The 23,112-nt window shown below is 63.1% G+C and carries 24 protein-coding genes; 14 read left to right on the forward strand and 10 right to left on the reverse strand.

Annotation, left to right across the window (positions count from 1 at the left end):
- Positions 1 to 8: 8 nt before the first annotated feature.
- The 4 genes from C443_RS06180 to C443_RS06195 are packed head-to-tail and all read left to right on the forward strand — an operon-like array spanning position 9 to position 3,588.
- Positions 9 to 953, forward strand: coding sequence for a branched-chain amino acid ABC transporter permease (locus C443_RS06180; protein ID WP_005534757.1), 945 nt, complete (start codon positions 9 to 11; stop codon positions 951 to 953).
- Positions 953 to 2,101, forward strand: a complete 1,149-nt coding sequence (locus C443_RS06185; RefSeq protein ID WP_005534759.1) for a branched-chain amino acid ABC transporter permease — start codon at positions 953 to 955, stop codon at positions 2,099 to 2,101. Before C443_RS06180 ends, C443_RS06185 begins: the two co-directional genes overlap by 1 nt.
- Position 2,102: 1 nt before the next feature.
- Positions 2,103 to 2,858 (forward strand): ABC transporter ATP-binding protein, encoded by a 756-nt coding sequence (locus C443_RS06190; protein ID WP_005534761.1) that lies wholly within the window; start codon positions 2,103 to 2,105, stop codon positions 2,856 to 2,858.
- Positions 2,851 to 3,588 carry a branched-chain amino acid ABC transporter ATP-binding protein gene (locus C443_RS06195; RefSeq protein WP_005534763.1) on the forward strand — a complete coding sequence of 246 codons (738 nt, stop codon included), beginning with the start codon at positions 2,851 to 2,853 and terminating at the stop codon, positions 3,586 to 3,588. Before C443_RS06190 ends, C443_RS06195 begins: the two co-directional genes overlap by 8 nt.
- Before the next feature lie 25 nt (positions 3,589 to 3,613).
- Here C443_RS06195 and C443_RS06200 read toward each other — a convergent pair whose 3' ends face one another.
- The gene (locus C443_RS06200; RefSeq protein ID WP_005534765.1) at positions 3,614 to 4,318 is read right to left on the reverse strand and encodes a helix-turn-helix domain-containing protein; all 705 of its coding nucleotides are present in this window, start codon (positions 4,316 to 4,318) and stop codon (positions 3,614 to 3,616) included.
- 107 nt (positions 4,319 to 4,425) lie between these two features.
- Here C443_RS06200 and C443_RS06205 point away from each other — a divergent pair, with 107 nt between their 5' ends.
- Positions 4,426 to 5,010 (forward strand): GNAT family N-acetyltransferase, encoded by a 585-nt coding sequence (locus tag C443_RS06205; RefSeq protein WP_005534767.1) that lies wholly within the window; start codon positions 4,426 to 4,428, stop codon positions 5,008 to 5,010.
- 19 nt (positions 5,011 to 5,029) lie between these two features.
- Here C443_RS06205 and C443_RS06210 read toward each other — a convergent pair whose 3' ends face one another.
- Positions 5,030 to 5,503, reverse strand: a complete 474-nt coding sequence (locus C443_RS06210; RefSeq protein WP_005534769.1) for an FKBP-type peptidyl-prolyl cis-trans isomerase — start codon at positions 5,501 to 5,503, stop codon at positions 5,030 to 5,032.
- 128 nt (positions 5,504 to 5,631) lie between these two features.
- Here C443_RS06210 and C443_RS06215 point away from each other — a divergent pair, with 128 nt between their 5' ends.
- Both C443_RS06215 and mce read left to right on the forward strand, forming a co-directional pair.
- On the forward strand, positions 5,632 to 7,314 hold the full coding sequence (locus C443_RS06215) for an acyl-CoA mutase large subunit family protein (protein WP_005534770.1): 1,683 nt from the start codon (positions 5,632 to 5,634) through the stop codon (positions 7,312 to 7,314).
- 83 nt (positions 7,315 to 7,397) lie between these two features.
- A complete protein-coding gene (gene mce, locus C443_RS06220; protein WP_005534772.1) occupies positions 7,398 to 7,787 on the forward strand; it encodes a methylmalonyl-CoA epimerase in 390 nt (129 codons plus the stop codon).
- A gap of 23 nt (positions 7,788 to 7,810) precedes the next feature.
- Here the strand turns inward: mce and C443_RS06225 are convergent, their stop codons facing one another.
- Positions 7,811 to 8,458: an NUDIX hydrolase gene (locus C443_RS06225; RefSeq protein WP_005534774.1), complete on the reverse strand. Its 648-nt coding sequence runs from the start codon at positions 8,456 to 8,458 to the stop codon at positions 7,811 to 7,813.
- A gap of 84 nt (positions 8,459 to 8,542) precedes the next feature.
- On the opposite strand from C443_RS06225, the gene C443_RS06230 reads away from it, so the two are divergent.
- Entirely contained in the window at positions 8,543 to 9,511 is a 969-nt protein-coding gene (locus C443_RS06230) for a sugar phosphate nucleotidyltransferase (RefSeq protein ID WP_005534775.1), read from the forward strand.
- A 28-nt stretch (positions 9,512 to 9,539) separates the two neighbouring features.
- Here the strand turns inward: C443_RS06230 and C443_RS06235 are convergent, their stop codons facing one another.
- From C443_RS06235 to C443_RS06250, 4 genes are read right to left on the reverse strand one after another with little or no spacing between them, the layout of a single operon-like run.
- On the reverse strand, positions 9,540 to 10,259 hold the full coding sequence (locus C443_RS06235; protein ID WP_005534777.1) for a diphthine--ammonia ligase: 720 nt from the start codon (positions 10,257 to 10,259) through the stop codon (positions 9,540 to 9,542).
- Positions 10,260 to 10,294: 35 nt separating this feature from the next.
- Entirely contained in the window at positions 10,295 to 11,416 is a 1,122-nt protein-coding gene (locus tag C443_RS06240) for a DUF373 family protein (protein ID WP_049943926.1), read from the reverse strand.
- A gap of 40 nt (positions 11,417 to 11,456) precedes the next feature.
- Positions 11,457 to 12,452, reverse strand: coding sequence for a signal peptide peptidase SppA (sppA, locus tag C443_RS06245; RefSeq protein WP_005534782.1), 996 nt, complete (start codon positions 12,450 to 12,452; stop codon positions 11,457 to 11,459).
- Complete coding sequence (locus C443_RS06250; RefSeq protein WP_005534784.1) at positions 12,452 to 13,225, reverse strand: proteasome assembly chaperone family protein; 774 nt, start codon at positions 13,223 to 13,225, stop codon at positions 12,452 to 12,454. The genes sppA and C443_RS06250 overlap by 1 nt, the downstream gene beginning before the upstream one ends.
- 51 nt (positions 13,226 to 13,276) lie before the next feature.
- On the opposite strand from C443_RS06250, the gene C443_RS06255 reads away from it, so the two are divergent.
- Together C443_RS06255 and C443_RS06260 are read left to right on the forward strand one after the other, a co-directional pair.
- The gene (locus C443_RS06255; RefSeq protein WP_005534785.1) at positions 13,277 to 14,188 is read left to right on the forward strand and encodes an RsmB/NOP family class I SAM-dependent RNA methyltransferase; all 912 of its coding nucleotides are present in this window, start codon (positions 13,277 to 13,279) and stop codon (positions 14,186 to 14,188) included.
- Complete coding sequence (locus C443_RS06260; RefSeq protein WP_005534787.1) at positions 14,185 to 14,685, forward strand: DUF7122 family protein; 501 nt, start codon at positions 14,185 to 14,187, stop codon at positions 14,683 to 14,685. Before C443_RS06255 ends, C443_RS06260 begins: the two co-directional genes overlap by 4 nt.
- A 33-nt stretch (positions 14,686 to 14,718) precedes the next feature.
- On the opposite strand, the gene C443_RS06265 is transcribed toward C443_RS06260, so the two are convergent.
- Positions 14,719 to 16,527: an ABC transporter ATP-binding protein gene (locus tag C443_RS06265; RefSeq protein WP_049943927.1), complete on the reverse strand. Its 1,809-nt coding sequence runs from the start codon at positions 16,525 to 16,527 to the stop codon at positions 14,719 to 14,721.
- A 148-nt stretch (positions 16,528 to 16,675) separates the two neighbouring features.
- Here C443_RS06265 and C443_RS06270 point away from each other — a divergent pair, with 148 nt between their 5' ends.
- The 4 genes from C443_RS06270 to C443_RS06285 all read left to right on the forward strand — a co-directional run bounded on the left by C443_RS06270 (position 16,676) and on the right by C443_RS06285 (position 19,946).
- Positions 16,676 to 16,972 (forward strand): PqqD family protein, encoded by a 297-nt coding sequence (locus tag C443_RS06270; RefSeq protein ID WP_005534791.1) that lies wholly within the window; start codon positions 16,676 to 16,678, stop codon positions 16,970 to 16,972.
- Positions 16,953 to 17,390, forward strand: a complete 438-nt coding sequence (locus C443_RS06275; protein ID WP_080505459.1) for a lasso peptide biosynthesis B2 protein — start codon at positions 16,953 to 16,955, stop codon at positions 17,388 to 17,390. The genes C443_RS06270 and C443_RS06275 overlap by 20 nt, the downstream gene beginning before the upstream one ends.
- Before the next feature lie 424 nt (positions 17,391 to 17,814).
- The gene (locus C443_RS06280; protein ID WP_005534793.1) at positions 17,815 to 18,729 is read left to right on the forward strand and encodes a hypothetical protein; all 915 of its coding nucleotides are present in this window, start codon (positions 17,815 to 17,817) and stop codon (positions 18,727 to 18,729) included.
- Positions 18,723 to 19,946, forward strand: coding sequence for a nucleotidyltransferase domain-containing protein (locus tag C443_RS06285; RefSeq protein WP_005534794.1), 1,224 nt, complete (start codon positions 18,723 to 18,725; stop codon positions 19,944 to 19,946). Before C443_RS06280 ends, C443_RS06285 begins: the two co-directional genes overlap by 7 nt.
- A 77-nt stretch (positions 19,947 to 20,023) precedes the next feature.
- Here C443_RS06285 and C443_RS06290 read toward each other — a convergent pair whose 3' ends face one another.
- Positions 20,024 to 21,589, reverse strand: coding sequence for a DUF790 family protein (locus tag C443_RS06290; protein WP_005534795.1), 1,566 nt, complete (start codon positions 21,587 to 21,589; stop codon positions 20,024 to 20,026).
- A gap of 89 nt (positions 21,590 to 21,678) precedes the next feature.
- The gene (locus C443_RS06295; RefSeq protein ID WP_049943944.1) at positions 21,679 to 23,013 is read right to left on the reverse strand and encodes a DEAD/DEAH box helicase family protein; all 1,335 of its coding nucleotides are present in this window, start codon (positions 23,011 to 23,013) and stop codon (positions 21,679 to 21,681) included.
- Between the last annotated feature and the right edge of the window lie 99 nt (positions 23,014 to 23,112).

Here is a 23,112-nt window from a genome sequence, read left to right on the forward strand (position 1 = left end):
ACCGAGCCATGGCCGTAACACCCACAGCCGCGCTCGTCCAGACGCTCAACGGCATCCAGTTTGGGTTCATCCTGTTCATGATCGCGTCGGGACTGACGGTCATTCTCGGGATTCTGGACGTCCTGAACCTCGCTCACGGAGAATTATTCTCGCTGGGCGCGTACACCGCCATCGGCGTGTTCGGGTTTATCATCGGTATCATCGGCCCGCCGGGGGGCGGCGTCGTCGGCACCGCCGTGTTCGTCCTCGCGGTCCTCGCCGCCGTGCTTGTGACGGCGGCGATCCTCCTCCCCGTCGGCACCCTCTTTGAAGCGGTGTTCCTGCGTCAGATTTACGACCGGGACCAGGTGTACCAGCTGGTGCTGACCTTCGCCCTCCTGCTCATCCTCCTCGACGTGAAGAAGTTCATCTGGGGGGACAGCTCGATACGGACTGACGCCGTTTACAGCGCAATCAACACGATTCCGACGAGCGAACTCGTCGGGCTAAACTACCCGACCTACAACGTGTTCGTCATCCTCGTCGGCTCGGCCGTCGTCGTGGGGCTGTTCTGGTTCTTCGAGCGGACGAAGACCGGCCGCATCATCCGTGCGACGGCCATCGACCGCGAGATGGCGACTGCCATCGGCGTCAGCACCGACCGTGTGTTCACGCTCGTGTTCGCGCTGGGCGCGTTCCTCGCCGGCTTCGCCGGTGCAATGGCGGTGCCACCGACATCGGCGACCCTGGAGATGGGCACCAATCCGCTGGTGCTTTCCTTCGTCGTCATCGTCATCGGCGGCCTCGGCAGCCTCCGTGGGGCGTTCGTCGGCGCGCTCCTCGTCGGCGTCATCCGGAGCTGGATGATTACGCTGTACCCGCCAGGCGAGATCGCGGCCCCGTTTGCCATCATGGCGCTCATTCTGCTGGTCAAGCCAGAGGGCCTGTTCGGGACGTGGGGTGAGACGGCGTGATGCCGGAGCGCGTCGACCGCGACGGGACGCCGGCGTACCGCTTCCTCGGGGTCGAAGTGACCCGTCGGGAAGCAGCCTTCCTCGTCCTCGGTGTCGTGTTCCTGTTCGTCATCCCCGATATTGCGAGCCTCTCAGACAGCCTCCAGCTCAGTGTCATCCATCAGGGCCTGCTGTTCGGATTCGCGGCGGTCGGGCTGAATCTCCTGCTTCGTCACACGAAGCTCACGTCATTCGGCCACGCGGCCTTCTTCGGCACCGGCGCGTACGCGACCGCAGTGCTGGCCCGCTACGCCGGCGTCCAGAGTGTCGGCCTGTTGTTGCTCGGGGCTATCGCGGCCGCGACGGTGATGGCGGCCATCATCGGGGTGCTGTCGCTGCGGCACACCGGGCTGTACTTCGCGCTCCTGACGCTGGCCTTCGGCCAACTCCTGTACGCCATCGCGCTCGGCCAGAGCGCACTCGGCGGGAGCGATGGGCTCCCGATCCGGCCGGGGCCGGCAAACCAGCCGCTCCTGTTCGGAACCGCGTTCAGCCCGGACGTGTACCAGGTCCTGACGTACTACCTGACGGTAGTCGTCATCCTCATCGGGCTGTTCGTGATGTATCGCATCACGCAGTCGCCGTTCCGCAACGCCCTGGACGCCATCGGGCAGGAACGGACCCGAGCGCGGTTCATCGGTCTGCCGGTCCGGCGGTACGTCTGGGCCGCGTTCGTCATCTCAGGCATCTACGGCGGCGTCGCGGGCGGGCTGTACGCCGTCGTCCGTCAGTACGTCCGCCCGGAAGGAACGCTGTTTTTCCTCCGGTCGGGCGACATCCTGTTCATGACGATTCTGGGCGGGTTCCGGACGCTGGTCGGTCCGCTCATCGGCGGTGTCGTCCTCATCTTCCTGCAGGACGTCGGTCAGGACATCACCCAGTACTACGAGTTCCTGACTGGTGTTGTGCTGCTGATACTGGTGTATGGGTTCCCGCGAGGGATCGTCGGGTCGTTGCGGTCCGGTGGTATCGTCAACACGCGGCTCGGTGAACTGCGTCGTGAGCCGTCCGTCCTGTCGGCGTGGGGCCGGAGCGCCGCGCAGTCACTTGAACGGAAGGTGACAGAGGCGATGACTAGCCTGCGGATAATCCTCTTTGGAGTCGACTGAGATGCTCGAAGCACGCAATCTGCAGAAGTCCTTCGGTGAACTGGTCGCAACTGACGACATTACACTCGAATTCGGTAAAGAGGAGGGCGAACTCGTCTTCATCGTCGGTCCGAACGGGGCCGGGAAGACGACGTTCATCAACCTGCTTACCGGCTTTCTCTCGCCGGACGAGGGGTCCATTGTCCTCGATGGGGACGACATCACCGGCATGTCAGCAAACGGGCGTGTCAATGCCGGCATCGCTCGGAGCTTTCAGGTCGTTAAAGTGTTCGAGGAGATGACGGTCCGGGAGAACCTCCGGACGGTCGTGTTGACCGAACAGGGCAAGACTTGGAGCCTGTTCTCCATGGCCGACGGCCACGAAGAGGTCGAGTCGCAGGTCGAGGAACTGCTCGAAAAGTTCCGGCTCGGAGACGCGGCCGACACCGTCGCCGAAGAACTGCCCCACGGCGACCGAAAACTGCTTGACGTGGCGATGTCGTTCGGCCTTGATCCGGATTACCTCCTGCTCGACGAGCCGACCTCCGGGGTCTCGACCCGCGAAAAGGAATACGTTATCGAGACGATTGTCGAGGTCGGCCGAGCTGAAGGCGTAACGACAGTGACCATCGAACACGACATGGACATCGTCACGGAGTACGCCGACCGCGTCGTCGCGCTCCATCAGGGAACTGTCCACGGGGTCGGCCCGCCGACGATGCTCGAAACCGACGACGAACTCCGACGGCTCCTCTTGGGGGTGGGCGAGGATGAGTAACGAACCGCTGCTGTCCGTTCGCGGCCTCAACGCCGCCGTCGAGGGGTTTCAGGTGACCGAAGACATCGACCTCGACGTGAACGCCGGGGAGGCGGTCGGGCTGGTCGGCCGCAACGGGGCAGGCAAGACGAGCACCTTCCGGGGCATCATGGGTCTGACGCCGGTCTGGAGCGGTTCAGTCATGTTCCGTGGTGAGGATCTGACCAGCATCCGCTCGGAGCTGATTCCCAAGCGGGGCATCGGCTACCAGCCCGAGGACCGGAAGCTGTTCACCGGGATGACTGTCGACGAGAACTTCCGACTTCCCATCTGGACCAGCGGGAAGGCCCGCGGTATCGACGACGAGGACGGGGTCATCGAGAGCGTCTACGACGTGCTCACTGAACTCGATGACCGCCGGAACGCGAAGGTTCAGAACCTCAGCGGCGGCCAAGCCAAGATGGTCGCCATCGGCCGGGCGCTGGCGCTCCAGCCCGATCTGCTCATCCTCGACGAACCGCTGGAGGGACTGGCTCCGGTCGTCGTTGAGAACCTCAAACGCTACATCCGAGCGATCAACGACCGCGACATCGCGGTACTCATCGCGGAATCCAACGTCACGCACGTCCCCGAGGTCGTAGACCGTCTGTACGTCATCGAGCGCGGGGATATCATCGCCAGCGGCGACCCGGAGGAGCTGGCGGCGGACGAGGAAATCCAGAAGTTGATGCAGGGCAGCGGCGCGGAGTAGCGGCAGGGCAACGCTGAAGCCAGTCTCACTCGGTCACGTCGTTCATCGCCGTCGTGACGCGGTCGAGTATCTTCCGTTGACTGCGCCGGAGGTTCTTCGAGATAGCCATCTTCGACACGTCGAACTCCTCGGCGAGCGAGGAGAGTGTCGCGTCCCGGGGCGTGTCGAAGTAGCCGCCTTCGACGGCTTTCTCCAGCGTGTCCCGCTCCACATCCGACAGTTCCCGACAGCCATCGACCAGCCGCTTTGCCGAGTCGATGTTTTGCAACAGGTCGTAGTAGTCCTCCAGGTCGACCGACTCGCGGGACCGGATCGTGTAGTCGTTGTCCCGTTCGAGTTCCGACAGAGTCCCCTCCGCGACGCGCTCGGTGTCGAAGCCGACGTGCCAGATCTCGGACCCGTCCCGGATGCGGAACGGGCCGGTGATGTAGCCGCTGTGGTCGCGGATGACGCTCATCGCGTTCGTCTCGTCGATGCGCGAGCGGATGAGCGCCAGATCGTCTTTCCGACGAAGGAGCTGGTAGGACTCCATGTGGTCGTGGGTCTCCAGTGCGTTCAGCCCGCGATCTAGTTCCTCGCGGTCCGCGCCGTTGACCATGATCCGCGTCTCAAGCTCCCGCTCGACAGGGTGGAAATCCCACTGTTTGGCCAGGAACGACACCTCGTAGTCCCGTGTTGTATCGATGTACGGACAGTCGTACTGGACCATGTCCATCTCGAGCGAGATCATGGGTAATCAATCATGTTGAACAGTCTTAGTGATTGCCTCTCCACCAGGTCGTCTCCCGTCTCAATCGCGCCGCAAACCCTTTTGACTGCGGCAGTTAAGTTTAAGCCATGTACGTCCGGGATGCGAAAAACCGCGAGGAAGTCTGGTTGCTCGACCGTATCGAAGAGATGGGGCTGGACGAGACAGCGTTTAGATCCCGGGACTACGTCGTCGCTATCGACGAGGAAAGCCACGAGAAGGCGGGTTTCGGCCGGATCCGTATCCACAAGGGCGGCGACGAGCCAGTCTGTGAACTGACAAGCATCGGCGTCCTGCCCGAATGGCGAAATCAGGGCGTCGGCGCACACGTCATCGAGCGGCTGGTCGAGTACGCTGGCGACGAGGGGTTCGACACCGTCTACTCGCTGACAAACGCCTCGGAGTACCTCGCGCAGTTCGGTTTCGAGCGCATCGAACCGGCCCAGTTGCCTGACCCACTACGGGACCGACTCGCGACCAAGCAGGAGAACATCCAGCCGGACGCGGTGCCGCTCCGGGTAACCGCCGACCGCTTCGAAGTTCCCGGCCACCTCCGCGGGCGGTTCAAGCAGGCCAGTGCCGGGGAATCCGAGGAGCCCGAAGCGGAGGAAGGGCCCGAAGACTTCGGTATCGACCCTGACGAAGCGACATACAAGTACGACACGGGCGACTGATTAGCTGTCGCCGGATTGGCTACCGGATGTCGACGACTTCGATGTCGAACACGAGCGTCTTGCCGGCCAGTTCGTGGTTGAAATCGACTTCAACGGCGTCGTCCCGGACCGCAGTCACGTCCCCGTGCAGGCCGTTTTCAGCCTCGACGTGGAGCCCGACCTCCGGTTCTTTTCCCACCATGCCCTCGAACGTCTCGGGGTCGTACTCGCGGATGCGGTCGGACTGGAACTCGCCGTAGGCTTTCTCTGGGGGCACCGTGACGGTGGCCTCTTCACCCGCGGCCATGCCGACGAGCGCCTCGTCGATCCCTTCGATGATCTCCCCCGTACCGACGGTGAAGGAAAGCGGTGCGTACTCGCTCGCCTCGACACCCTGTGCCTCCATGAGTCCGTGCTCCCTGGCGACTTCGGGACGTGACGTATCGAAGACAGCCCCGTCCTCGAAGCGGCCGACGTACTCGATGGTGACGCCGTCACCCGGTTCGATTGGCATACGCCCTCGGTAGACGGCGACGATATAAACCCGCCTCGGAACAGCGCGCCGCGAATCGCCACGGACCAGTATTACAAACCGTGAAGGATTTAAGAACCCTTAAGCCTCCGCCGTCCGACAATCCGTCCATGTTTGACCCCGACGAGCTGGAGGAGATACGGGAGTCGAAGGCTCAGTGGGAGGAAGACGACGTCCAGCCCACCGTCGATCGCTTTGGCGAACGCAAGGAGACGTTCACCACGGACACCGAAGGACACGAGGTAGACCGCCTGTACACCCCCGAAGACATCTCGGATCTCGACTACGAAGAGGATCTGGGTTTCCCCGGCCAGGAGCCCTACACCCGCGGCGTGTATCCGACCAGCTATCGGGGCCGCCTCTGGACAATGCGCCAGTACGCCGGGATGGGGACCGCGACGGAGACCAACGAACGGTTCAATTACCTGCTCGACCAGGGCCAGACCGGGCTGTCGATGGCGTTTGACCTCCCCACCCAGATGGGCTACGACTCTGACCACGCGATGGCCGCCGGCGAAGTTGGCAAAACCGGCGTCGCCATCGACTCGCTGGACGACATGGAGACTGTGTTCGATGGCATCCCGCTGGACGAGGTTTCGACGAGTATGACCATCAACGCCCCCGCGTCGGTGCTGTTGGCGATGTACATCGCTGTCGGCGACAAGCAGGGCGTCGACCGCGAGGAGCTTCGCGGGACCATCCAGAACGACGTGCTCAAGGAGTATATCGCCCGGAACACGTTTATTTACCCGCCGGAGCCGTCGATGCGGCTCATCACCGACATCTTCGAGTTCTGTGCCGCCGAGACGCCGAAGTTCAACACCATCTCTATCTCCGGGTATCACATCCGTGAGGCTGGCTCGACGGCCGCCCAGGAGATCGCCTTCACCCTCGGCGACGGCATCGAGTACGTCGAGGCCGCTATCGAGGCCGGGCTGGACGTTGACGAGTTCGCCCCGCAGCTCTCCTTTTTCTTTGCCTCTTACAACAACATCTTCGAGGAAGTGGCGAAGTTCCGTGCGGCCCGCCGCCTCTGGGCGAAAATCATGGACGAGCGCTTCGACGCCCAGAACCCCAAGTCCAAGCAACTGAAGTTCCACACCCAGACCGCTGGCTCGACGCTGACCGCCCAGCAGATCGAGAACAACGTCGTCCGCGTCTCCTATCAGGCTCTCGCGGCGGTCCTGGGCGGAACGCAGAGCCTCCACACCAACGGCAAGGACGAGGCCATCGGCCTGCCGACAGAGCAGTCTGTCAGAACTGCACTGCGGACCCAGCAGATTCTCGCCCACGAGTCCGGCGCAGCGGACACCATCGACCCGCTGGCCGGAAGCTACTACGTCGAATCACTGACCGACGAACTCGAAGCCGAGGCCCGTGAACTCATCGAGGAGGTCGGCGAACGCGGCGGGATGCGCCGCTCCATCGAGGAACAGTGGGTTCAGCGCCAGATTCAGGACGTGGCCTTTGAACGCCAGCGTGAGCAGGAAGCCGGCGAGCGCGTCATCGTCGGCGTCAACGAGTATCAGGTCGAAAAAGAGGGCGAGCAGGACATCGAAGAGGTCGACGAAGCGGTCGAGCAGGCCCAGCAGGACAACGTCGCTACGGTTCGGGAGGAGCGCGACGAGGAGGCCGTCGAGGCGAAACTCGACGCGCTCCGACAGGCCGCCGAGGGCGACGAGAACGTCATGCCCTACATCATCGACGCCGTGAAAGTCTACGCCACGACCGGCGAGGTGTGTGACGTGCTCCGGGACGTGTTCGGCGAGTACCAGCCCGGCTCGTCGATGTAGGCTCGGTCGAGACGCGGATATTGCCTGTTTTTCCAGTCCTCCGTGCTCCCAGAATTATAAGCCATCCCGGTGTACGGCCGACCATGCGCTTCGATCACGCCGGCATCGCCACCGACGACGCCGCCCCGCTCGCAGAACTGTTCGCCGATGCGTTTGAGACACCGGTCGTCCACGAGGAGACATTCGACGGCCTGCACGTGACGTTTCTGGAGCTGGACAACGGCTACTTCGAACTACTGGAGCCGGTACCGGACGCTGACGGCGCGATTCCCAGATATCTCGACAGCAATGGGCCGGGCATTCATCACGTGGCTCTGGAGACAGACGATATCACCACCGCGCTAGAGACCGTTAGTGACTGCGGCATCGACCTCATAGACGAGGAGCCACGGCCGGGTGCGTGGGGGCATGACGTGGCGTTCCTTCATCCGAAAACGACTGGCGGGGTGCTCGTGGAGCTAGTCGAACACTAACGGAGAGCCCCCGGATTCCGGAGTCACTCGTCGCCGAGGAAGGCCGCGACCCGGTCTTCAGCTCCGGGGGTCAGGCGTTCCGGCGGCTCCGCGAACCACGCCGCGCCGACGAGTTCAGACTCGTCCACGTCGAGGCTCCCCTTCTTGTACTCTGCTTCGAGGAAGATGTCTAGCGTGTGCACTGATCCCTGTGCATCGGTGTCCGGATAGTACTTCGAGTGAACGACCTCCGCGACGCCGGTAACTGTACAGCGAATGCCGGTCTGTTCGTTGACGCGGCGGACGGCAGTCCCTTGGACCGACTCGTACTCGTCCCCCTTGCCGCCGCCGGGCAGCGCCCACATGTCAGCGCCGCGCCCAAGCACCAGCAGGACACGGTCGCGGGTATCGCCGGCTGCCTGCTCTGGTATCTGGTCACTTAGCTCGGGGAACTCGGAGCCGTCTCGGGTGACGAACACGACGCTGTTCCCGGAGTACCCAGTCCCGCGTGTCGCAGCGAACACGTCGGCGTATTCGTCGGGCGATAGCTCGAAGGTCTCCTCGGTGACCGGAACCTCGTCGTAGGCCGCTTCCAGGCTCGAAATACGCTCGTCGACGTTCGTCTGGTTGATCTTCTCTGTGAGGTTCGCATCTCCCGCCCCAGTCTCAGGGCCGTCGGCGTCGTCAGTCATACGGGGTTGTACTCCGGGGCACCGATAAGTGCCGTGGTCCAGCCGATGAAAAAGAACTTGTATTCTGGTTGTCTGCTTCCGGACATGAAAGCGATTGTCCTCGCAGGCGGGTACGCCACCCGGCTCTGGCCTGTCACCAAGAACCGGCCCAAGATGCTGCTCCCTGTTGGTGAAACGACCGTCATCGACCGGATTCTCGGTGAATTAGAGGAGGACGATCGCATCACTGACGTGTTCGTCAGTACGAACCAGCGGTTTGCCGACGACTTCCGGGACCACATCGCCGCGAGCAGTTTCGAAAAGCCGTCCCTGACCGTCGAAGAAACCGCCGAGGAAGACGAGAAATTCGGGGTCGTCGGCGCGCTCGCCCAACTGGTCGACCGCGAAGGGCTCGGCGACGAGGACCTGCTGGTCATCGCCGGCGACAACCTCATCAGCTTCGACATCGCGGAGTTCATCGACTACTTCGAACAGTACGACGACCCCACGCTCGCCGCCTATGATGTTGGGTCCCTGGAAAAGGCCAGCTCCTACGGCCTCATCGAACTCGACGGCGAGGAGGTCACGGACTTCCAGGAGAAGCCCGACGATCCCAACAGCACGCTCGTCTCGATTGCCTGCTACGCGTTCCCGGCGGATGCGATTCGCTTCGACGAGTACCTCGAAGACGGAAACAACCCCGACGAACCCGGCTGGTTCATCCAGTGGCTCGTCGATGACGGGCCGGTCCGTGCGTTCACGTTTGACGACGCCTGGTACGACATCGGGACGCCCGAGAGCTATCTGGAGGCCGTCGCGTGGGAACTGGACGGGGACAACGTCGTCGCGGAGGACGCCACCATCGAGAACACCACGCTCGGCGAGAACGTTCACGTCCTTTCGGGGGCGGAAATCGTCAACTCCAGCCTCGACGGGACCATCGTGTTCCCGGACACGACCATCATCGATTCGGACATCCGCCAGTCGATTATCGACCGCGACACGCAAGTCGAGAGTCTGGACCTCGCCGGTGCGCTCATCGGCGCACACACGCAGTTGACCAACGGCGATTAGTCCCGCCCAGCCGTTTTGTCTTTCCTGATTACGCCAGCCACGCGTCTTCGATCTGTACCGTCCCACGACTGCCGTCCCACTGCGTCTCGTACTCCAATTCGATCCGGCGGTCCATGTGTGGCCCGTCGGTGACGAGCGTCTCGAACTCCCCACCTTCGCCGAGGATGTGGACGCCGTACTCGTCGTTGAGTGCCTCCAGTTCGTCGAGCGCGTCGGCGTCGAGCGTGCGACCCAGCCAGGACTCGTCGAGGCCGTAGGCGGCCACGCGGATGATCCGAATCTCGAAGCCGGCGTCCAGCATCGCGTCAGCGAGGTCGCGGGGGTTTTCCTGCCACAGCGGCGCGAACACGTTGGCTTCGAGGCGGTCGGCCATCGATTCGATGCGGGTCGTCTGGTACTCGCTTTCGACAGCCCCGGCAGTGACGCCGGTGATGCCGCCGTCCAGTTCACCGTCGAGTTCACGCAGTGCTTCTTCCAGCGGTTCGAGTTCGGCATCGCCCTGTTCGCCCGAGTCAGGCACGTCGTCGGCTCCGAAGTCATCAGGTTCGACTTCGACCAGTTGGATGCCGATGCTCTCGGCAGCTAAGCGGGCTAACCGGGTCGCCGGAACGTGGTACATGTAGGAGTCGCCTTCCGGGTGGACCGTCACCAGGCGTTCGACGGGGTGGCCCCGCTCAAGTGCCCGGTGCAGCGCCCACGAGGAGTCTTTACCGCCGGAGAACAGCGAAACCCACGCGCCGTCTGTCATAGCCGCCGGTAGCCGTCGGCGGCGTAAATCGCTGTCTATTCCACCAGTTCGTCCTCAATATCGGTGTGGCTGACGTAGGTCGCGACCCGGACGCCGACGAGGCTAATGAGGATGCCTGCGAGGATGAACAGCCCGAGGCGGGTCCCTGCATCCAGCGAGAACCCCTGAATCTGTACGATGCTGAGGTTCGTCTCCGGCACCTGAAACGGCTCGAACACGCCACCGCGTTCGAGGAAGTACGCAGAAAAGCCGCGAACGACGAGCCCAACCGCGACCGCACCGAACGGGAGGTTCACGTACGCGCTCCGGACCCCCTCTTGCTGGATGAGTTCGTCCAGTAGGCGACCGAGCGAGGCGGCCAGCGCTGCGCCGGTCAGCCACGGCACGGACGCGAAGGCAAAGCGGTTCGCCAGCAGGAAGGGACTGATATCGCCGACCGCAGAAACGCCTAGCACACCGGCGAAAACTCCGACGAGCGAGAGGCCGGCGGCGACGACGTAGGTCACGAGCGACACCTGCCCCGAGTACAGCGCTTCCCGGGTCTGGCTGGGGAGTCGTGAAAGGTACGCGTCGATACCCAGTCCCTTGTAGATGAGGAACACGCCGATGGCGGCCGCGATAGCGCCGACGGCAATGGTCGGGCTGGTGACGACGAGCAACAGCGGGAACGCGAGCATGATGATGCCGACGGGGACCAGCACTGTCTTACGCAGTTCCTCGTCGGCCAGGAATTGCTTGAGCAGGTAGTACGTCGATTCGATGTCGCGGGCCTGGCGGACGACGACGCGGTCGACGGCGTCGACCTGAACACGGCTCTCGATGATGGGGACCAGCCGCTCATCGTCAGCACTGTCGACGACGACGACCGCCGAGTCGGGGTCGTGTTCGGCGACCAGAGCGTCGATCTGGCCGGCGATCTCCCGATCAGAGCCGACGCTGTCGCTCCCGCCGCCGACGACGGCGAGGACCGGGGCGGACCCCTCGGCCTCGAGTTCGTCCGTGACCGCCAGTCCTTCGAGAAGGCAGTTGACCCGGCTGTCTTCCGGATCAACGACGCCTGTCTGGGTGATGAGTGACTCGACGGCGTCGCGGCCGACGACGGGACACGCCGCTGCGGCCGGACTGTCCCTGTCGATACACACCACCAGCGTAGTCACACTACGGCGAAGGCGGTCCCCGAATAAAAAACCTCCCGAGCTACCGCCGGAAGGAGAGACCCTCGATATCGCCGTCGGCGACGCCGGCGATACCCGCGCCGAGGGCGAAGGCGACCTGCTGTGCGCCCCCGCGGAGTTTTCCTGTCAGTCCGCGTTCGGGCTCGTACTCCTTGATAGTCACATCCTCGCCCAGCCGTTGCTCCAAGCTCGCCTCGACGTCGTCTCGCGTGCCGAGTCGGTCGACAAGCCCACGTTCTTCGGCCTCCTCGCCGAGGAAGATGCGCGCTTCGGTGTCTTTGAGCGTCTCGGCGTCCATCTCGCGGCCCTCGGCTACAGTGTCGATGAACTGGTCGTAGTAGTCGTCGACAATGCCCTGCAGGTACTCGCGCTCGTCTTCGGACATTTCCTTCAGCGGGACGCCGGCGTCTTTGTACTCACCAGCGGTGAACTGCTCGTAGGAGAGGCCCAGGCGGTCGGCCAGTTCCTTGGCGTTGACCCGCGAGCCGACGACGCCGATGGAGCCGACGATAGAGCCCTCGCGCGCCCACAGTTCGTCACAGCCGGCGGCGATGTCGTAGCCACCGCTGGCACAGACGTCCGTCGCGTAGGCGATGGTCGGCCCGTCGAACTGCTCGGCGGCGATGCGAATGTCCTCGCTGGGGACGATTTCGCCGCCCGGCGTGTTCAGCTTCAGGAGCAGTGCCTCCGAGCCGCGGTCGGAGTCAGCGCGTTCGATCTGTTCGACGATGTCGTCGGCCGACGCGCCGACCGGCGGACTGGTGATGCCACCACCGCCGTCACGGCTGATCGGCCCTTCGACGGCGACTTCCGCGACGTTGTGTGCCGGGAGGAGGGAGCCGGCGATGTTACTGCCGATACGGGCTGTGGCGACGGCGACAGCGACGACAAGCAGGACGCCGAGCAACTGTGCGAGGGTGTCGGGCGTTCTGACAAACAGCACCCACCCCAGGATCGTCCCGATACCGACGATAACTACCACCAGTAACCCGCGAACGATGTCGTCTGCGCCCGCCATTACTGATACATCCCGAGCGGCCGTGCGCTCGTGCTCTCCTCTTGATTCTCCTGCAGTTGCTGTGCGAGCTGTGCCTTGGCACGCCCGATTTCTTCGGCCTGCTCGACCAGCGCCTCGGTGTCAATCTCGAAGTCAGTGAGCGGACTGATACCCGTCTGCAGGAGCGCCCGCGCCGCTTCCGGGTCGGGGAACTGCTGGTCGGCTTCGACGATAAGTCCGACGCTCGTCAGCCCAGTTCGCTGTGATTCGTGGACCAGCGCGCCGGTCGGCCCGGTAACCGCGCCGTTCTCAGAGGGCGGATTTACGCCCGCTCCCTCAAGCATCGCCGCTCCGTCGCCCGTCGAAATACCGTACACGGCCGGAACCCCGTCTTTCTCCGCAGGACGGCCGCTGAGATAGATCGGCGTCGCGTCGCTGGTCTCGAACCAGCCGACCATACAGCTGGCGAACTCCTTCGCGCCGGACGGGGAAACCGGTGCGTCGCTCTGGAGGACGAGCAGGTCGCGATCCTCATCCGCGTACAGCCGGACCGGTGGGCGAACCTCCGGGTCGTCCGTCCCGTACACGGCGATTTCTGGCAATCCCTCGCAGTGTGCCGACGCGTAGTACTCCATGTCGTAGACATCGACGAGGTGGTCAGCGGCTATCTTGCCGACGAGGCCGACGCCCGGGAGCCCCTCGACCAGTGTCGGGGAGTCGAGGGAGATGTCGTCGCGGTGGACCTGTATGTGTGCCATACCTCGGATATCGTCCGCCGGCGGCTTGAAAGCCATGGGCCGGTGCCGTTCGAAACCCACAAACCGACCGCCAGCGAACGCCGGACAATGGAACCACTCGACCGCTACCGACCCATCATCGACGACTTCGAGGCGTTCATCGACGCGTGTGAACGCCCGCTGCCGTCGGCTGTCAGGGTCAACACGATCAAAGCCACCGTCGAGCGGGTCCGGACGGCGCTTGCGGATGCAGACATCGCCTACGACCCCGTCGACTGGCACGACGGTCTGTTCGTCCTGCCCGAAGATTCACCGGGCGCGAACTGGCCGTACTTCCACGGCTGGATTCACGGGCAAGAAGAAGTGTCCGTGATTCCGGCGACCGTACTGGACCCTCAGCCCGGTGAGCGAGTCTGGGACGCCTGTGCGGCACCGGGGAGCAAGACGACCCAGCTCGCCGCGCGGATGGAGGATGCCGGCGAAGTCGTCGCAACCGACAACAATCTCGGACGTATCTCGGCGCTGCGGACCAACACTGAGCGGCTGGGGGCGACGACGGTTGCCGTTACCCACGAGGACGGCCGCAACCACTCGCTCAAGCCCTTCGGCGGCGAGGGATACGACCGGGCGCTCGTCGACGTCCCCTGTTCCTGTGAGGGGACGATTCGCAAGAACCCCGACACACTGGAGGACTGGTCGCTCTCACACGTCGAAGGCATTTCCGGCGTGCAGAAAGGTATCCTCAAGCGCGCCGTCGAAGTGACCGAGCCCGGCGGAACCGTCGTCTACTCCACCTGCACGTTCGCCCCGGAGGAAAACGAGGCCGTGCTGGACTACGTGCTCGACGAAGTTGCCTGTGAAATCGTGGACTACGACCTCCCGCTCGATCACGCCTCGGGGATCACCGAGTGGCAGGACGAGCGCTTCGACCCGAGCGTGACCAACGCTAAACGCATCTACCCGCATCACAACGATACAGGTGGGTTCTTCTGTGCAAAACTGGAGGTGCCTGCAGAATGAGCGATCAGAGTACGGAGTTCACGCGGCTCCCAGAGACGGACGAAGCGCGCGACGACCCCGAGCGAGCGACCCGACAGGAAGTGCTCGACTTCTGGGCTGAACGCTTTGGCGTCCCGCCGGAGACCTTCGAGGGGTACACCTTCTGGGAGCGCGGTGCTGGCAAACTGTGGCTGTATCAGGGCAGCCCGCCGTCGCCAGTCGATATCGAAGGACTGGGAATGACGTTCCTGCGGACACGCCAGGAACACTGGAAGCCGACGCTGGAGGCCGTCCAGCGGTTCGGCGAGCACGCCAGCCAGAACGTCATCCACCTCGATGCGGACGCTGCCCGGGCGTTCGTGGCCGGCGAGGATCAGGAACTCGACTGGGACGGTGACTGGGGGTATCTCGTCGTCACTCACGACCTTGCTGGTGAGGCCGAACCGGTCGGCGTCGGCCTGTACGTCTACGGCGAACTCAGATCACAGGTCCCGAAGGGCCGGCGGCGCGAGGTCTGACCCGGGCGGTACGACCACTTGGACGAGAACGGCTCAGCTGCTGGAAGACTTCGCGGCTGCCGTTCCTTGCATCGCGTACAACTCCGCGTACGTCCCGTCGTCGTCGAGCAGTTCGGCGTGGCTCCCCCGTTCCGTTACCCGCCCATCCTCGACGGTGTATATTCGGTCGGCATTGGAGACGGTCGAGAGTCGGTGGGCGATTGCGATCACGGTCTTGTCTCCGTCAAGCGTCTTGACGGTTCGATGGATCTGCCGTTCCAGATTCGAGTCGAGGTCACTGGTGGCCTCATCGAGCACGAGCACCTCCGCATCGGTCAGGAGCGCTCGCGCCAGTGCGACGCGCTGGCGCTGCCCGCCGGACAGTTTCACGCCGTCGTCGCCCAGCACCGTGTCGAGCCCCTGCGGGAGGTCATTGAGGAACTCGAGGACGAGAGCCTTCTCGGCGACTTCGTAGAGCGTCTCGTCGGAGATATCCCGGCCGGCAGTGAGGTTGTACCGCAACGTGTCGTTGAAGATATGTGGGTCCTGTCGGACCATCGCAACAGCGCCACGCCATTCGTCGAGGGCATAGGTCGAAATCGGCGTCCCGTTCGCTAGGATGTCACCGCTATCCGCCGCATAGAGCCGAGTGAGCAGCGAGACGACTGTCGACTTGCCGCCGCCGGACTCGCCGACGATACCGATGAACTCGCCTCGCTCGACAGTCATCGAGAAGTCTGCAAGCACTGGCTCGTCTTCGTAGGCAAACGAGACGTTCTCGAACGCGATCTGCCGGATTCGGTTCGGGACCGGTTCCCCACCGGTCGTCTCCTGTTGGGATTCGAGGCGGTCGATGAACTGGTGCGTTCGAACCAGATGTGGTAGCTCTCCCTCGATAGCGTAGACGGTGGAGTTGAGCGAGCTCAGTCGGGGCGCGAGTCGGAGCATCGCGAACAGGAACACGCCGAGTTCCGGGATAGACAGCGCCCGGAAACTGAGTGCAACGTAGACGAGCCCGAATAGGAGTAGCGAGACCGAGAGTCGATAGAAGCTGCCGATTGCGACCTCGTTCCGGCGAACAGCGATGCTGGTCGAAGTGTATTGGTTGAGCGTGGCCCGAAACTCGGCAAGCAGCCCGTCGCGCATGCCGAACAGCTTCACGTCACGGATACCCTGCGTCCCCGCCTGTGTTGTCTCCTGTAGCTGTTCGTTTGCCGTCGCCACACGGTCGCCGACGGCGTACCCGGGCTCGATGCCGTATCTGATGATCGCTGTGACACCGCCGAGAGCGACAGCCGAACCGACTGCCAGCATCGGTGCGATAGCCAGCGCGATTCCGATATACACCAGACAGAGGATTGCCTGCTGGAAGAACTGGATAATCCGGCCGATGACACGCCCGGCGTAGCGGGTCTGTGTCAGAATCGTGTTCATGATGTCGTCGGACCCCTTATCATCGTAGTAGGCAACTGATGCGCCCATTGCCAGTTCGTAGCCCCGGTCTTTGAGGTCACGTTCGTACGTCTGTGTGAGCTTCGCCGCGAGCCATTTCACGGTAAACGACGCCGTGTACCGGACGACCATCACGCACGCGAGGCCGGCCAACAGGAATTCGAGTGTGAGCGGCAGTCCTGCAGCGGTGTACGCGGAAAGGAATTGACCGGTGATGCCGTCCGGCTGAAACGGGAGGCCCTGGCCGGTCTGTGCGGCGTCGAGTATCGGAAACAGGAACGAGAGGCCGACGCCTTCCAGCAGCATCACGAAGAGGCTGGCGGCGACGATACTCCCCGTCAGCGCCGGTCGATACAGCGCCACGCGGCGCAACGATGCGTATCTTTCACTGACCGAGGGAGTCGTAGCCATTGTTCGGGATGCGGTTTCTATGAGGCATAGTTACCGGCTTACTACGGCCGGGTCGTTCGGGAGCGAAGGGCACGTCTACCGGCAGTTAGAGCGGCGGCGGGGAGGAAAAGAGGCCATAACAAATAGTGCGAGTAGCGCGGATATCCGTATGGTCGCAATAGATTCCGGATTGACTGTCGTCGCAACTGATAACTGTGTCACCACGACTATCGACGGGGAAATCGTGTTGCTCAACAACGAGACGGGGCGGTACCAGGGCCTGTCGGGAGTCGGCCCGGATATCTGGGAGCGAATTCAGGAACCGACTGAGCCAGCGGACATCGTCTCGGCGCTGGTCGGGGAGTACGATGTCGACAGAAACCGAGCGGCAAATGACGTGGAACACTTTCTGGAAACGCTTGCCGGGGAGCAACTCATCAATGTCGATGCGAGCCCGACTCCGTGAGTGCAGAGCGTTGCCTCGGGGACAGAAGCTTTTGCTCTGTGAAGCAGTGGTACTGATCGCTGCGAGCAAGGTACTGCTTGCAGTCGCTGGGCTGGAGGACGCGGAGCGATATTTCGGTACGGCCGCTCAGTTTCTCCCCTGCCATCGACAGTCTGCGTCACCGGAGTCTGTCCGCTGGGCGGTTTTGACAGCAGGATCGTGTCTACCGGGCACCTACGATTGTCTCGACCGAGCACTCACTGGTAGTACACTGCTGGTCGCCAACGACTTGCCGCATCGTCTCCGCTTCGGCGTGGATCCGCAGTCCGATACGTTCGAGGCACACGCTTGGATCGAATCGAACGGGGATGTCCTTATCGGAGATATCGACGACTTCGGGCGTTTCCGAACACTCACCGAACGCGAAGTACGTGGCTAACGAATAGTAAACACTCTATTCTGTAGTGGTTCAACGATAATAGATACTATAACAAAGACACCGACATCTGAAACCAGGGCCGGGGGTAACCCATGAAGGAATACGAAACGCCGTCGGTCGAAACGTACGGAACTGTCGAGGAAAAAACGAACTGGTGGGACCACGACGACGGATACGGGAAGTGGAGCTAACGTCCACAGCGGGCTCACATATCTAACAGACTTCTCTTTTATTGGTACTCGACACTGGCGACGTTCAGTGTATTCACCGCGACGGTTCTATCGATATGTACTGGGAGTAAAGAACCCATTCTTATCCACCACAGCAGTCAAGCGGTCTGCTATGAACAAGGGGTGCCGTAGATGGGGTGTGTTTCAACATAGATGGAATCGGCGGACAACCACGCAGGGAGGAAACTAGCCGGATGGCGACGACAAACGCAGCCACGTACGAAGCCTTTGGCCTGACGGTCCGCTCGGCTTTCGACGTACCGGAGCTTCCACCCGCTGAGACAGCGCCCGACGGGCGAGTCGATGTCACCATCACCGAGGAACGGATTCCCCGCCCACTGTCGGCTGCGTCCGGGACGACCTTTCACGCGGTAACCGAGCGCGAATACTACCTTCTATACGATGCCGCAACGGTCAGAATTTGCGACGGCACGTCCATCGCTGTGGACCCGGCCGAGGGCGTGCCCAGCGAAGTGCTCCGTCATGTATTGGTCGGCCCGGCGTTGAACCACCTGCTGGATCAACGGGGCTACTTCGTGCTGCACGCCAGTACTGTCAGCATCGACGGGCGTGCAGTGGCGTTCGTCGGGGAGTCGGGGGTCGGAAAAACGACAACTGCGATGGCCTGCCTGCTCGACGGACACCGTGTCCTGAGCGACGACGTGGCTGCGATAGCGCTGGACGATGAAGGACCGATTGTCCGGAGCGGCTACCCATCGATGAAACTCGATCCGGAGGCAGTTGAGGCGTTCGACCCCCCGGTCGAACCACCGGAACAGGTCCACGACGGGCGCCCTCGACACTTCTACGGGCTCAGGCACGACCAGCCCGCGACTCCGGTACCGTTAGAGCGCATTTACCTCCTCGAAGACGGCGAAACAATCGAAGTAGAATCAGTCAGGCCGAACGAGCAGATCATGGCGCTCGTCGATAACACGTACACGCTGGGCGCGCTGGAAGCCGACGGTCAGGCCGTGTCTAACTTCGACGCCTGCGGGGAGATCGTCGACAAGACAAATATAAGACGGCTTCGCCGGCCACGAGATCTCGATACGATTCGGGATGTCGCAGCCAGAATTCAGTCTGATCTCAAGAGCGATTCATGCTGACGGAGGCTGAACCCGAACTTCAGGTGGTGCTCAACTGTACTCGGACCGCAATTGTCACCGACGCTTCCCCCGAGCCTCTCCCGCTGGATGACACGCCCGACTGGGACCGCGTCGTTGAACTCGCCCGGTATCACGGCGTCGTGCAACTCCTCTATGAGGGGCTGGAGGTGATGGCACGCGAGAGCGGTGATGAGTTCACCGTGCCAGCGGACGTGTTGACACGACTTAGCAGCATCGTACAGGGAAAACGGATGCGAAATCTCGCGTTCACGACCGAGCTACAGGAGATACTAGAGCGCTTCGAGACACGCGGTGTACGCGTAATGCCGTTCAAGGGACCGGTGCTGTCTGCCGTTGCGTACGACGACGCAACAGCGCGTGAGTACAACGACCTGGATCTGCTTGTCCATCCGGAAGATATCCCCGCTGCTGCGGATATTCTGGAAGAGCGAGGATACGAGTGGCGCGGGGGCACGCCGCGGTTGGACGACGCCGCACTGTTGGGCGGTCCTGTGACGAAAGCAATCGTTCACGAGTACGAGATGCGAGGGCCGGAGTTCGACGTTGAGCTTCGCTGGCGGGTTGGCGACGCCGAGCGGCCGTTCTCAACATCCTTCGATGAACTCTGGGACCGCCGCGGCGCAGTGGCGGTCGGCGGCCAACCACTCCCGGCGCTTGCGCAGTCAGACCGGCTGCTCGTGTTGGCGTTTCACGGAACCAAGCACCGCTGGTATCTCCTGAAGTGGCTCTGTGACTTCGTTGCGGCGCTGGAGTCCGCAGATGCCGACTGGTCACACGTCCTTGCCCGGGCACGAGAAACTGGCGTCGAGCGGAATCTACTACTCGGGGCTGCGCTCGCCCGTGCCGCCTTCGGGTACGACCTCCCAGTGCCGATACTGGACCGCCTTCGCACGGACGGCCGCGTCTCCGAACTAGCCACTGACGTCATCGAGTCGCTGGCCACCGGGACGCGACAAGCGCCGACACGGCTCGAATCCGCGCGGTTCTACATAGCTGCCAGTGATTCGATGACTGCGCTGGTACCGTTCCTATTGCTGTATTCAGCATTTCACCCGAGCTATTCGGAGTATCAGTTTTGCCCGCTCCCTGGTCCACTACACCCACTGTACTACGTTATCTGGCCGCTCCGTCTCTTCGTTGAAACGCCCCAGTGGCAACGCCAGCAGTCCGAGGAGCCACTCAACGAGGCGACCTGAGCACCGAGTCGCTCGCTTCATTCTGGCGTGGATCTGCTGTATCTGGGAATTGACTTTCAGCGGTGTCCCACAGGGGCTCACTCCCGTGGCTGGATTGTGCCCTCACCCAGTCCTTTCCAGGCGACGCGATAGTCGAGGCGTGCGAGTGCAGCGCTGTCGTCCTTGATACCGTAGTCGGCCAGCCGGTCGGTCGCCGTCTCGTAGGCCATTCCAGATTCGATATCCTCGGCCAGTTCCTCCAGCACAGCGGGATCGACGAGCGTGCGGCCGACACGCTCGTGAGCCGGAAAGGCCACGTCTGCCAGCGCGTCCTCGCTGACACCGTACTCCACGGCGAGGTCAGCGAGCGAGATTACTTTGGCATCCGGCCGCAGTTCGTCGGGGATCTCCGCAGCGCTCTCACGCACGAGTCGCTCCTCGTAGGGTCGCAGAGCGTCTCGCACGTCTTTCACGCTGACCGTGCCGGAGTACGGGATTGCTCGATTGTCCGTCGCTTCGATCTCCTCGCCGACGCCGAGCGATTCGTCGACGGCGACCAGCATCTCGATGTCATCTAGCGCGTCAAGGCGGGCGAGTTTCTTTTCGACGTACTCCGGCGTCCAGAACCCCATAATCTCGAAGAAGACGCGGAAGGCGTCGTGGCTGCGTTCGCCCGAGTCCTCCACACCACGCCCAGTATCACGAACACCGGTGTCAGCGCCGGGCCGCCACTCGAAGGCGAAGTCCGGAATGACGACGTGTTCATCGGCCGGAAGCGGCTCCGGTTCGCGTATCAGGTCCCAGTCGAGGTCCAACGCGGCGAACCGACCGGCGAAGTCGGCTTCGACGCCGCTGTCGTAGCTGACCTCCGTTACGGGCTCGACGCCGGGCACGGAGACATCCGCGTCCGAGAGCGTGAGTTCCCGCTCGGTGCCCCGGTCGTCGATGGCCGCCGTCAGCTCCCACTCGCTCGCGGTCGCGACCGTCCGCAGGAGACGAGCGAAGCGGGTCCCGTACCGGCGCGTGTTCGAGAACAGCGCGTCCGGTCCTGTAACGACGACTTCTCGACCGTCCGCTGTCCGGCGAATCTCGTACATCAGCCGGAGGCGTTTGACGGCAGAGATGAGCGCCTTCGGGTCCGACGAGCGGACCCGCACTCCCGTCGCGTCGAACAACGCCGTCTGCGCCAGCGAGAGATTGTACTGGGTCCGCAGTTCGGCCGGTCCCCAGCGCGAGTCGACATCGGTGAGGATCTGCCGCGAGTCCCGGTCGGCGTACAGCGCGTCGGCCAGCGTCGCGGCGTCCGTGCCGAAGTGATCGGCTGCCTCGGTGAGTGTTTGCTGGCGCTCGGCTTCGCTCACGACCCCGATGTCCGCAGCGACTTCGAACACCCGACGACGGGCGCGAACGGGGTCGACCGGAGCTTGCGTCTCGAAGGTAGCCTCCCGTTCGACGAGTTTCGCCAGCCCGCGGACCAGCTTGAAATCGTCGGCCTCACGCTCTATGTCCGCGAGTGCTGCCTCCAGCGTCTCGCGGGATTCGCCGACGTGGCCCTGGTAGGTGCCGAGCACGCGGGCCGCAAGTCGCTCGGCGTCGGTGTCGGCGAACTGCAGGTGATAGCCGCCGCCCGCCCGGGACACCCGCAGGAGGTCTTTCGTCAGCACACGCGTGTTTCTGCGACGGAGCGACAAAAAACAGGGCGTCGGGCAATCCCATCGGCAGGCTCAGGGACCGCCTCGACGCGCATCGGTCACTATCTGCGTCGCCTAGCGACCCGCTCTTCCGCAGTCTCCTCGGTCACGAGTTCGTACAGCAGTGCCCGCCCGCCGTCGGCTTTCGGCCGTAGAATCCGGCCGAGTCGCTGGGTAAACTCCCGCTCTGAGCCACTTCCCGAGAGGACGACGGCGACGTTCGCGTCGGGCACGTCAACACCCTCATCGAGGACGTTCGCCGTCACGACCCGAGTGTACGTTCCGTCACGGAACTGCTCTAAGATTTCCCGGCGCTCGCTCGCCCCAGTCTCGTGCGTTATTGCCGGAATGAGAAATCGCTCTGAGAGGCGGTACACGAGGTCGGTGTGGGCAGTGAAGACGATGATGCGGTCCTCGCGGTGGCGGTCCAGAATCGTCGCCAACCGGTCGACCTTCCGCTGTGCGTTCATCATCACCTCCCGAGCTCGCTGTTTCGCCAGCAACGCCTCGCGAGCCGCCGGATCGTTGCCAGACCGCTTCACGAGTTCCTGATAATCGCTGCCCGACCGGAGCTGGATGTTGGATTGCTTGAGATAGTCGGTGAACGTCCCCTGATACTCCTCGTAACGGTCCCGTTCGTCCGGCGTAAGTGAAACTTCGAGTCGCTTGATATCGTAGTCCGCGAGGTGTTCTCCCGCTAAGTCGTCAATGCTGACTCGCCGAGCGAGCGAGCCGACGAGGTCCTCGATGGCCTCGTGGGCTCCGTCCGGCCGCTCGAACGTCGCTGTCAGTCCAAGTCGAGCCGGCGCAGCGAGTAGCCGAGGGATGTCCCGATACCCCTCCCCGCCAAGGTGGTGGACCTCGTCGAAGACGACGAACCCGAACCGGTCACCGAGTTCATCGGCCCGCAGGTACGCCGAATCATACGTCGACACCGTGATATCCTCGACGCGCTGTTCGCCCCCGCCCATACGGCCGACGGGATGGTCGAACTCCTGCTGTAGCTCGCCTTGCCACTGCTCCAGCAGATCGATGGTCGGGACGACGACCAGCGTTGGCGTCCCCAGCGCGACCATCGCCGCGATGCCGACGACGGTCTTGCCACTCCCAGTCGGTAGTTCGAGACAGCCTCTGTCATCGGCCCCTCGCCAAGCGTCCAGTGCCGCCTGCTGGTACTCCCGGAGGTCGTACGCCGTCGAGAGCGACAGCGAGGGGAACGCACCGATGTGGTCCTCGTATGCAACCCCACGCTCATCGAGTTCGGCAATCAGTTCGGCGTACCGGTAGGCCGGCGCTCGCCCTGTCTGTGACCGCTGGTCGTACTCGATGCCGGGCAGGTCCGACGGGGGGTCTCCCGTTACGCGGATGGTTCCCGACTCGTACGTCAACTCCAGCACACCCCGTGGTTCGCCAGTCCGGCCGATAACGCTTTCGCGCGCCGCGTTGCCGAGTATGTCGCTGGTACTGCCAGCTTTACCGCAGCGGCCTGTCGTCGA

The sequence above is a fragment of the Haloarcula argentinensis DSM 12282 genome (assembly GCA_000336895.1).
Lineage (GTDB): Archaea > Halobacteriota > Halobacteria > Halobacteriales > Haloarculaceae > Haloarcula > Haloarcula argentinensis.

What these genes read in the sequence shown, in the direction of transcription:
- C443_RS06180 (WP_005534757.1), top strand. Translation starts at nt 9, where the DNA reads ATGGCCGTAACACCCACAGCCGCGCTCGTCCAGACGCTCAACGGCATC.
- C443_RS06185 (WP_005534759.1), top strand. Translation starts at nt 953, where the DNA reads ATGCCGGAGCGCGTCGACCGCGACGGGACGCCGGCGTACCGCTTCCTC.
- C443_RS06190 (WP_005534761.1), top strand. Translation starts at nt 2,103, where the DNA reads ATGCTCGAAGCACGCAATCTGCAGAAGTCCTTCGGTGAACTGGTCGCA.
- C443_RS06195 (WP_005534763.1), top strand. Translation starts at nt 2,851, where the DNA reads ATGAGTAACGAACCGCTGCTGTCCGTTCGCGGCCTCAACGCCGCCGTC.
- C443_RS06200 (WP_005534765.1), bottom strand. Translation starts at nt 4,318, where the DNA reads ATGATCTCGCTCGAGATGGACATGGTCCAGTACGACTGTCCGTACATC.
- C443_RS06205 (WP_005534767.1), top strand. Translation starts at nt 4,426, where the DNA reads ATGTACGTCCGGGATGCGAAAAACCGCGAGGAAGTCTGGTTGCTCGAC.
- C443_RS06210 (WP_005534769.1), bottom strand. Translation starts at nt 5,503, where the DNA reads ATGCCAATCGAACCGGGTGACGGCGTCACCATCGAGTACGTCGGCCGC.
- C443_RS06215 (WP_005534770.1), top strand. Translation starts at nt 5,632, where the DNA reads ATGTTTGACCCCGACGAGCTGGAGGAGATACGGGAGTCGAAGGCTCAG.
- mce (WP_005534772.1), top strand. Translation starts at nt 7,398, where the DNA reads ATGCGCTTCGATCACGCCGGCATCGCCACCGACGACGCCGCCCCGCTC.
- C443_RS06225 (WP_005534774.1), bottom strand. Translation starts at nt 8,458, where the DNA reads ATGACTGACGACGCCGACGGCCCTGAGACTGGGGCGGGAGATGCGAAC.
- C443_RS06230 (WP_005534775.1), top strand. Translation starts at nt 8,543, where the DNA reads ATGAAAGCGATTGTCCTCGCAGGCGGGTACGCCACCCGGCTCTGGCCT.
- C443_RS06235 (WP_005534777.1), bottom strand. Translation starts at nt 10,259, where the DNA reads ATGACAGACGGCGCGTGGGTTTCGCTGTTCTCCGGCGGTAAAGACTCC.
- sppA (WP_005534782.1), bottom strand. Translation starts at nt 12,452, where the DNA reads ATGGCGGGCGCAGACGACATCGTTCGCGGGTTACTGGTGGTAGTTATC.
- C443_RS06250 (WP_005534784.1), bottom strand. Translation starts at nt 13,225, where the DNA reads ATGGCTTTCAAGCCGCCGGCGGACGATATCCGAGGTATGGCACACATA.
- C443_RS06255 (WP_005534785.1), top strand. Translation starts at nt 13,277, where the DNA reads ATGGAACCACTCGACCGCTACCGACCCATCATCGACGACTTCGAGGCG.
- C443_RS06260 (WP_005534787.1), top strand. Translation starts at nt 14,185, where the DNA reads ATGAGCGATCAGAGTACGGAGTTCACGCGGCTCCCAGAGACGGACGAA.
- C443_RS06265 (WP_049943927.1), bottom strand. Translation starts at nt 16,527, where the DNA reads ATGGCTACGACTCCCTCGGTCAGTGAAAGATACGCATCGTTGCGCCGC.
- C443_RS06270 (WP_005534791.1), top strand. Translation starts at nt 16,676, where the DNA reads ATGGTCGCAATAGATTCCGGATTGACTGTCGTCGCAACTGATAACTGT.
- C443_RS06275 (WP_080505459.1), top strand. Translation starts at nt 16,953, where the DNA reads ATGCGAGCCCGACTCCGTGAGTGCAGAGCGTTGCCTCGGGGACAGAAG.
- C443_RS06280 (WP_005534793.1), top strand. Translation starts at nt 17,815, where the DNA reads ATGGCGACGACAAACGCAGCCACGTACGAAGCCTTTGGCCTGACGGTC.
- C443_RS06285 (WP_005534794.1), top strand. Translation starts at nt 18,723, where the DNA reads ATGCTGACGGAGGCTGAACCCGAACTTCAGGTGGTGCTCAACTGTACT.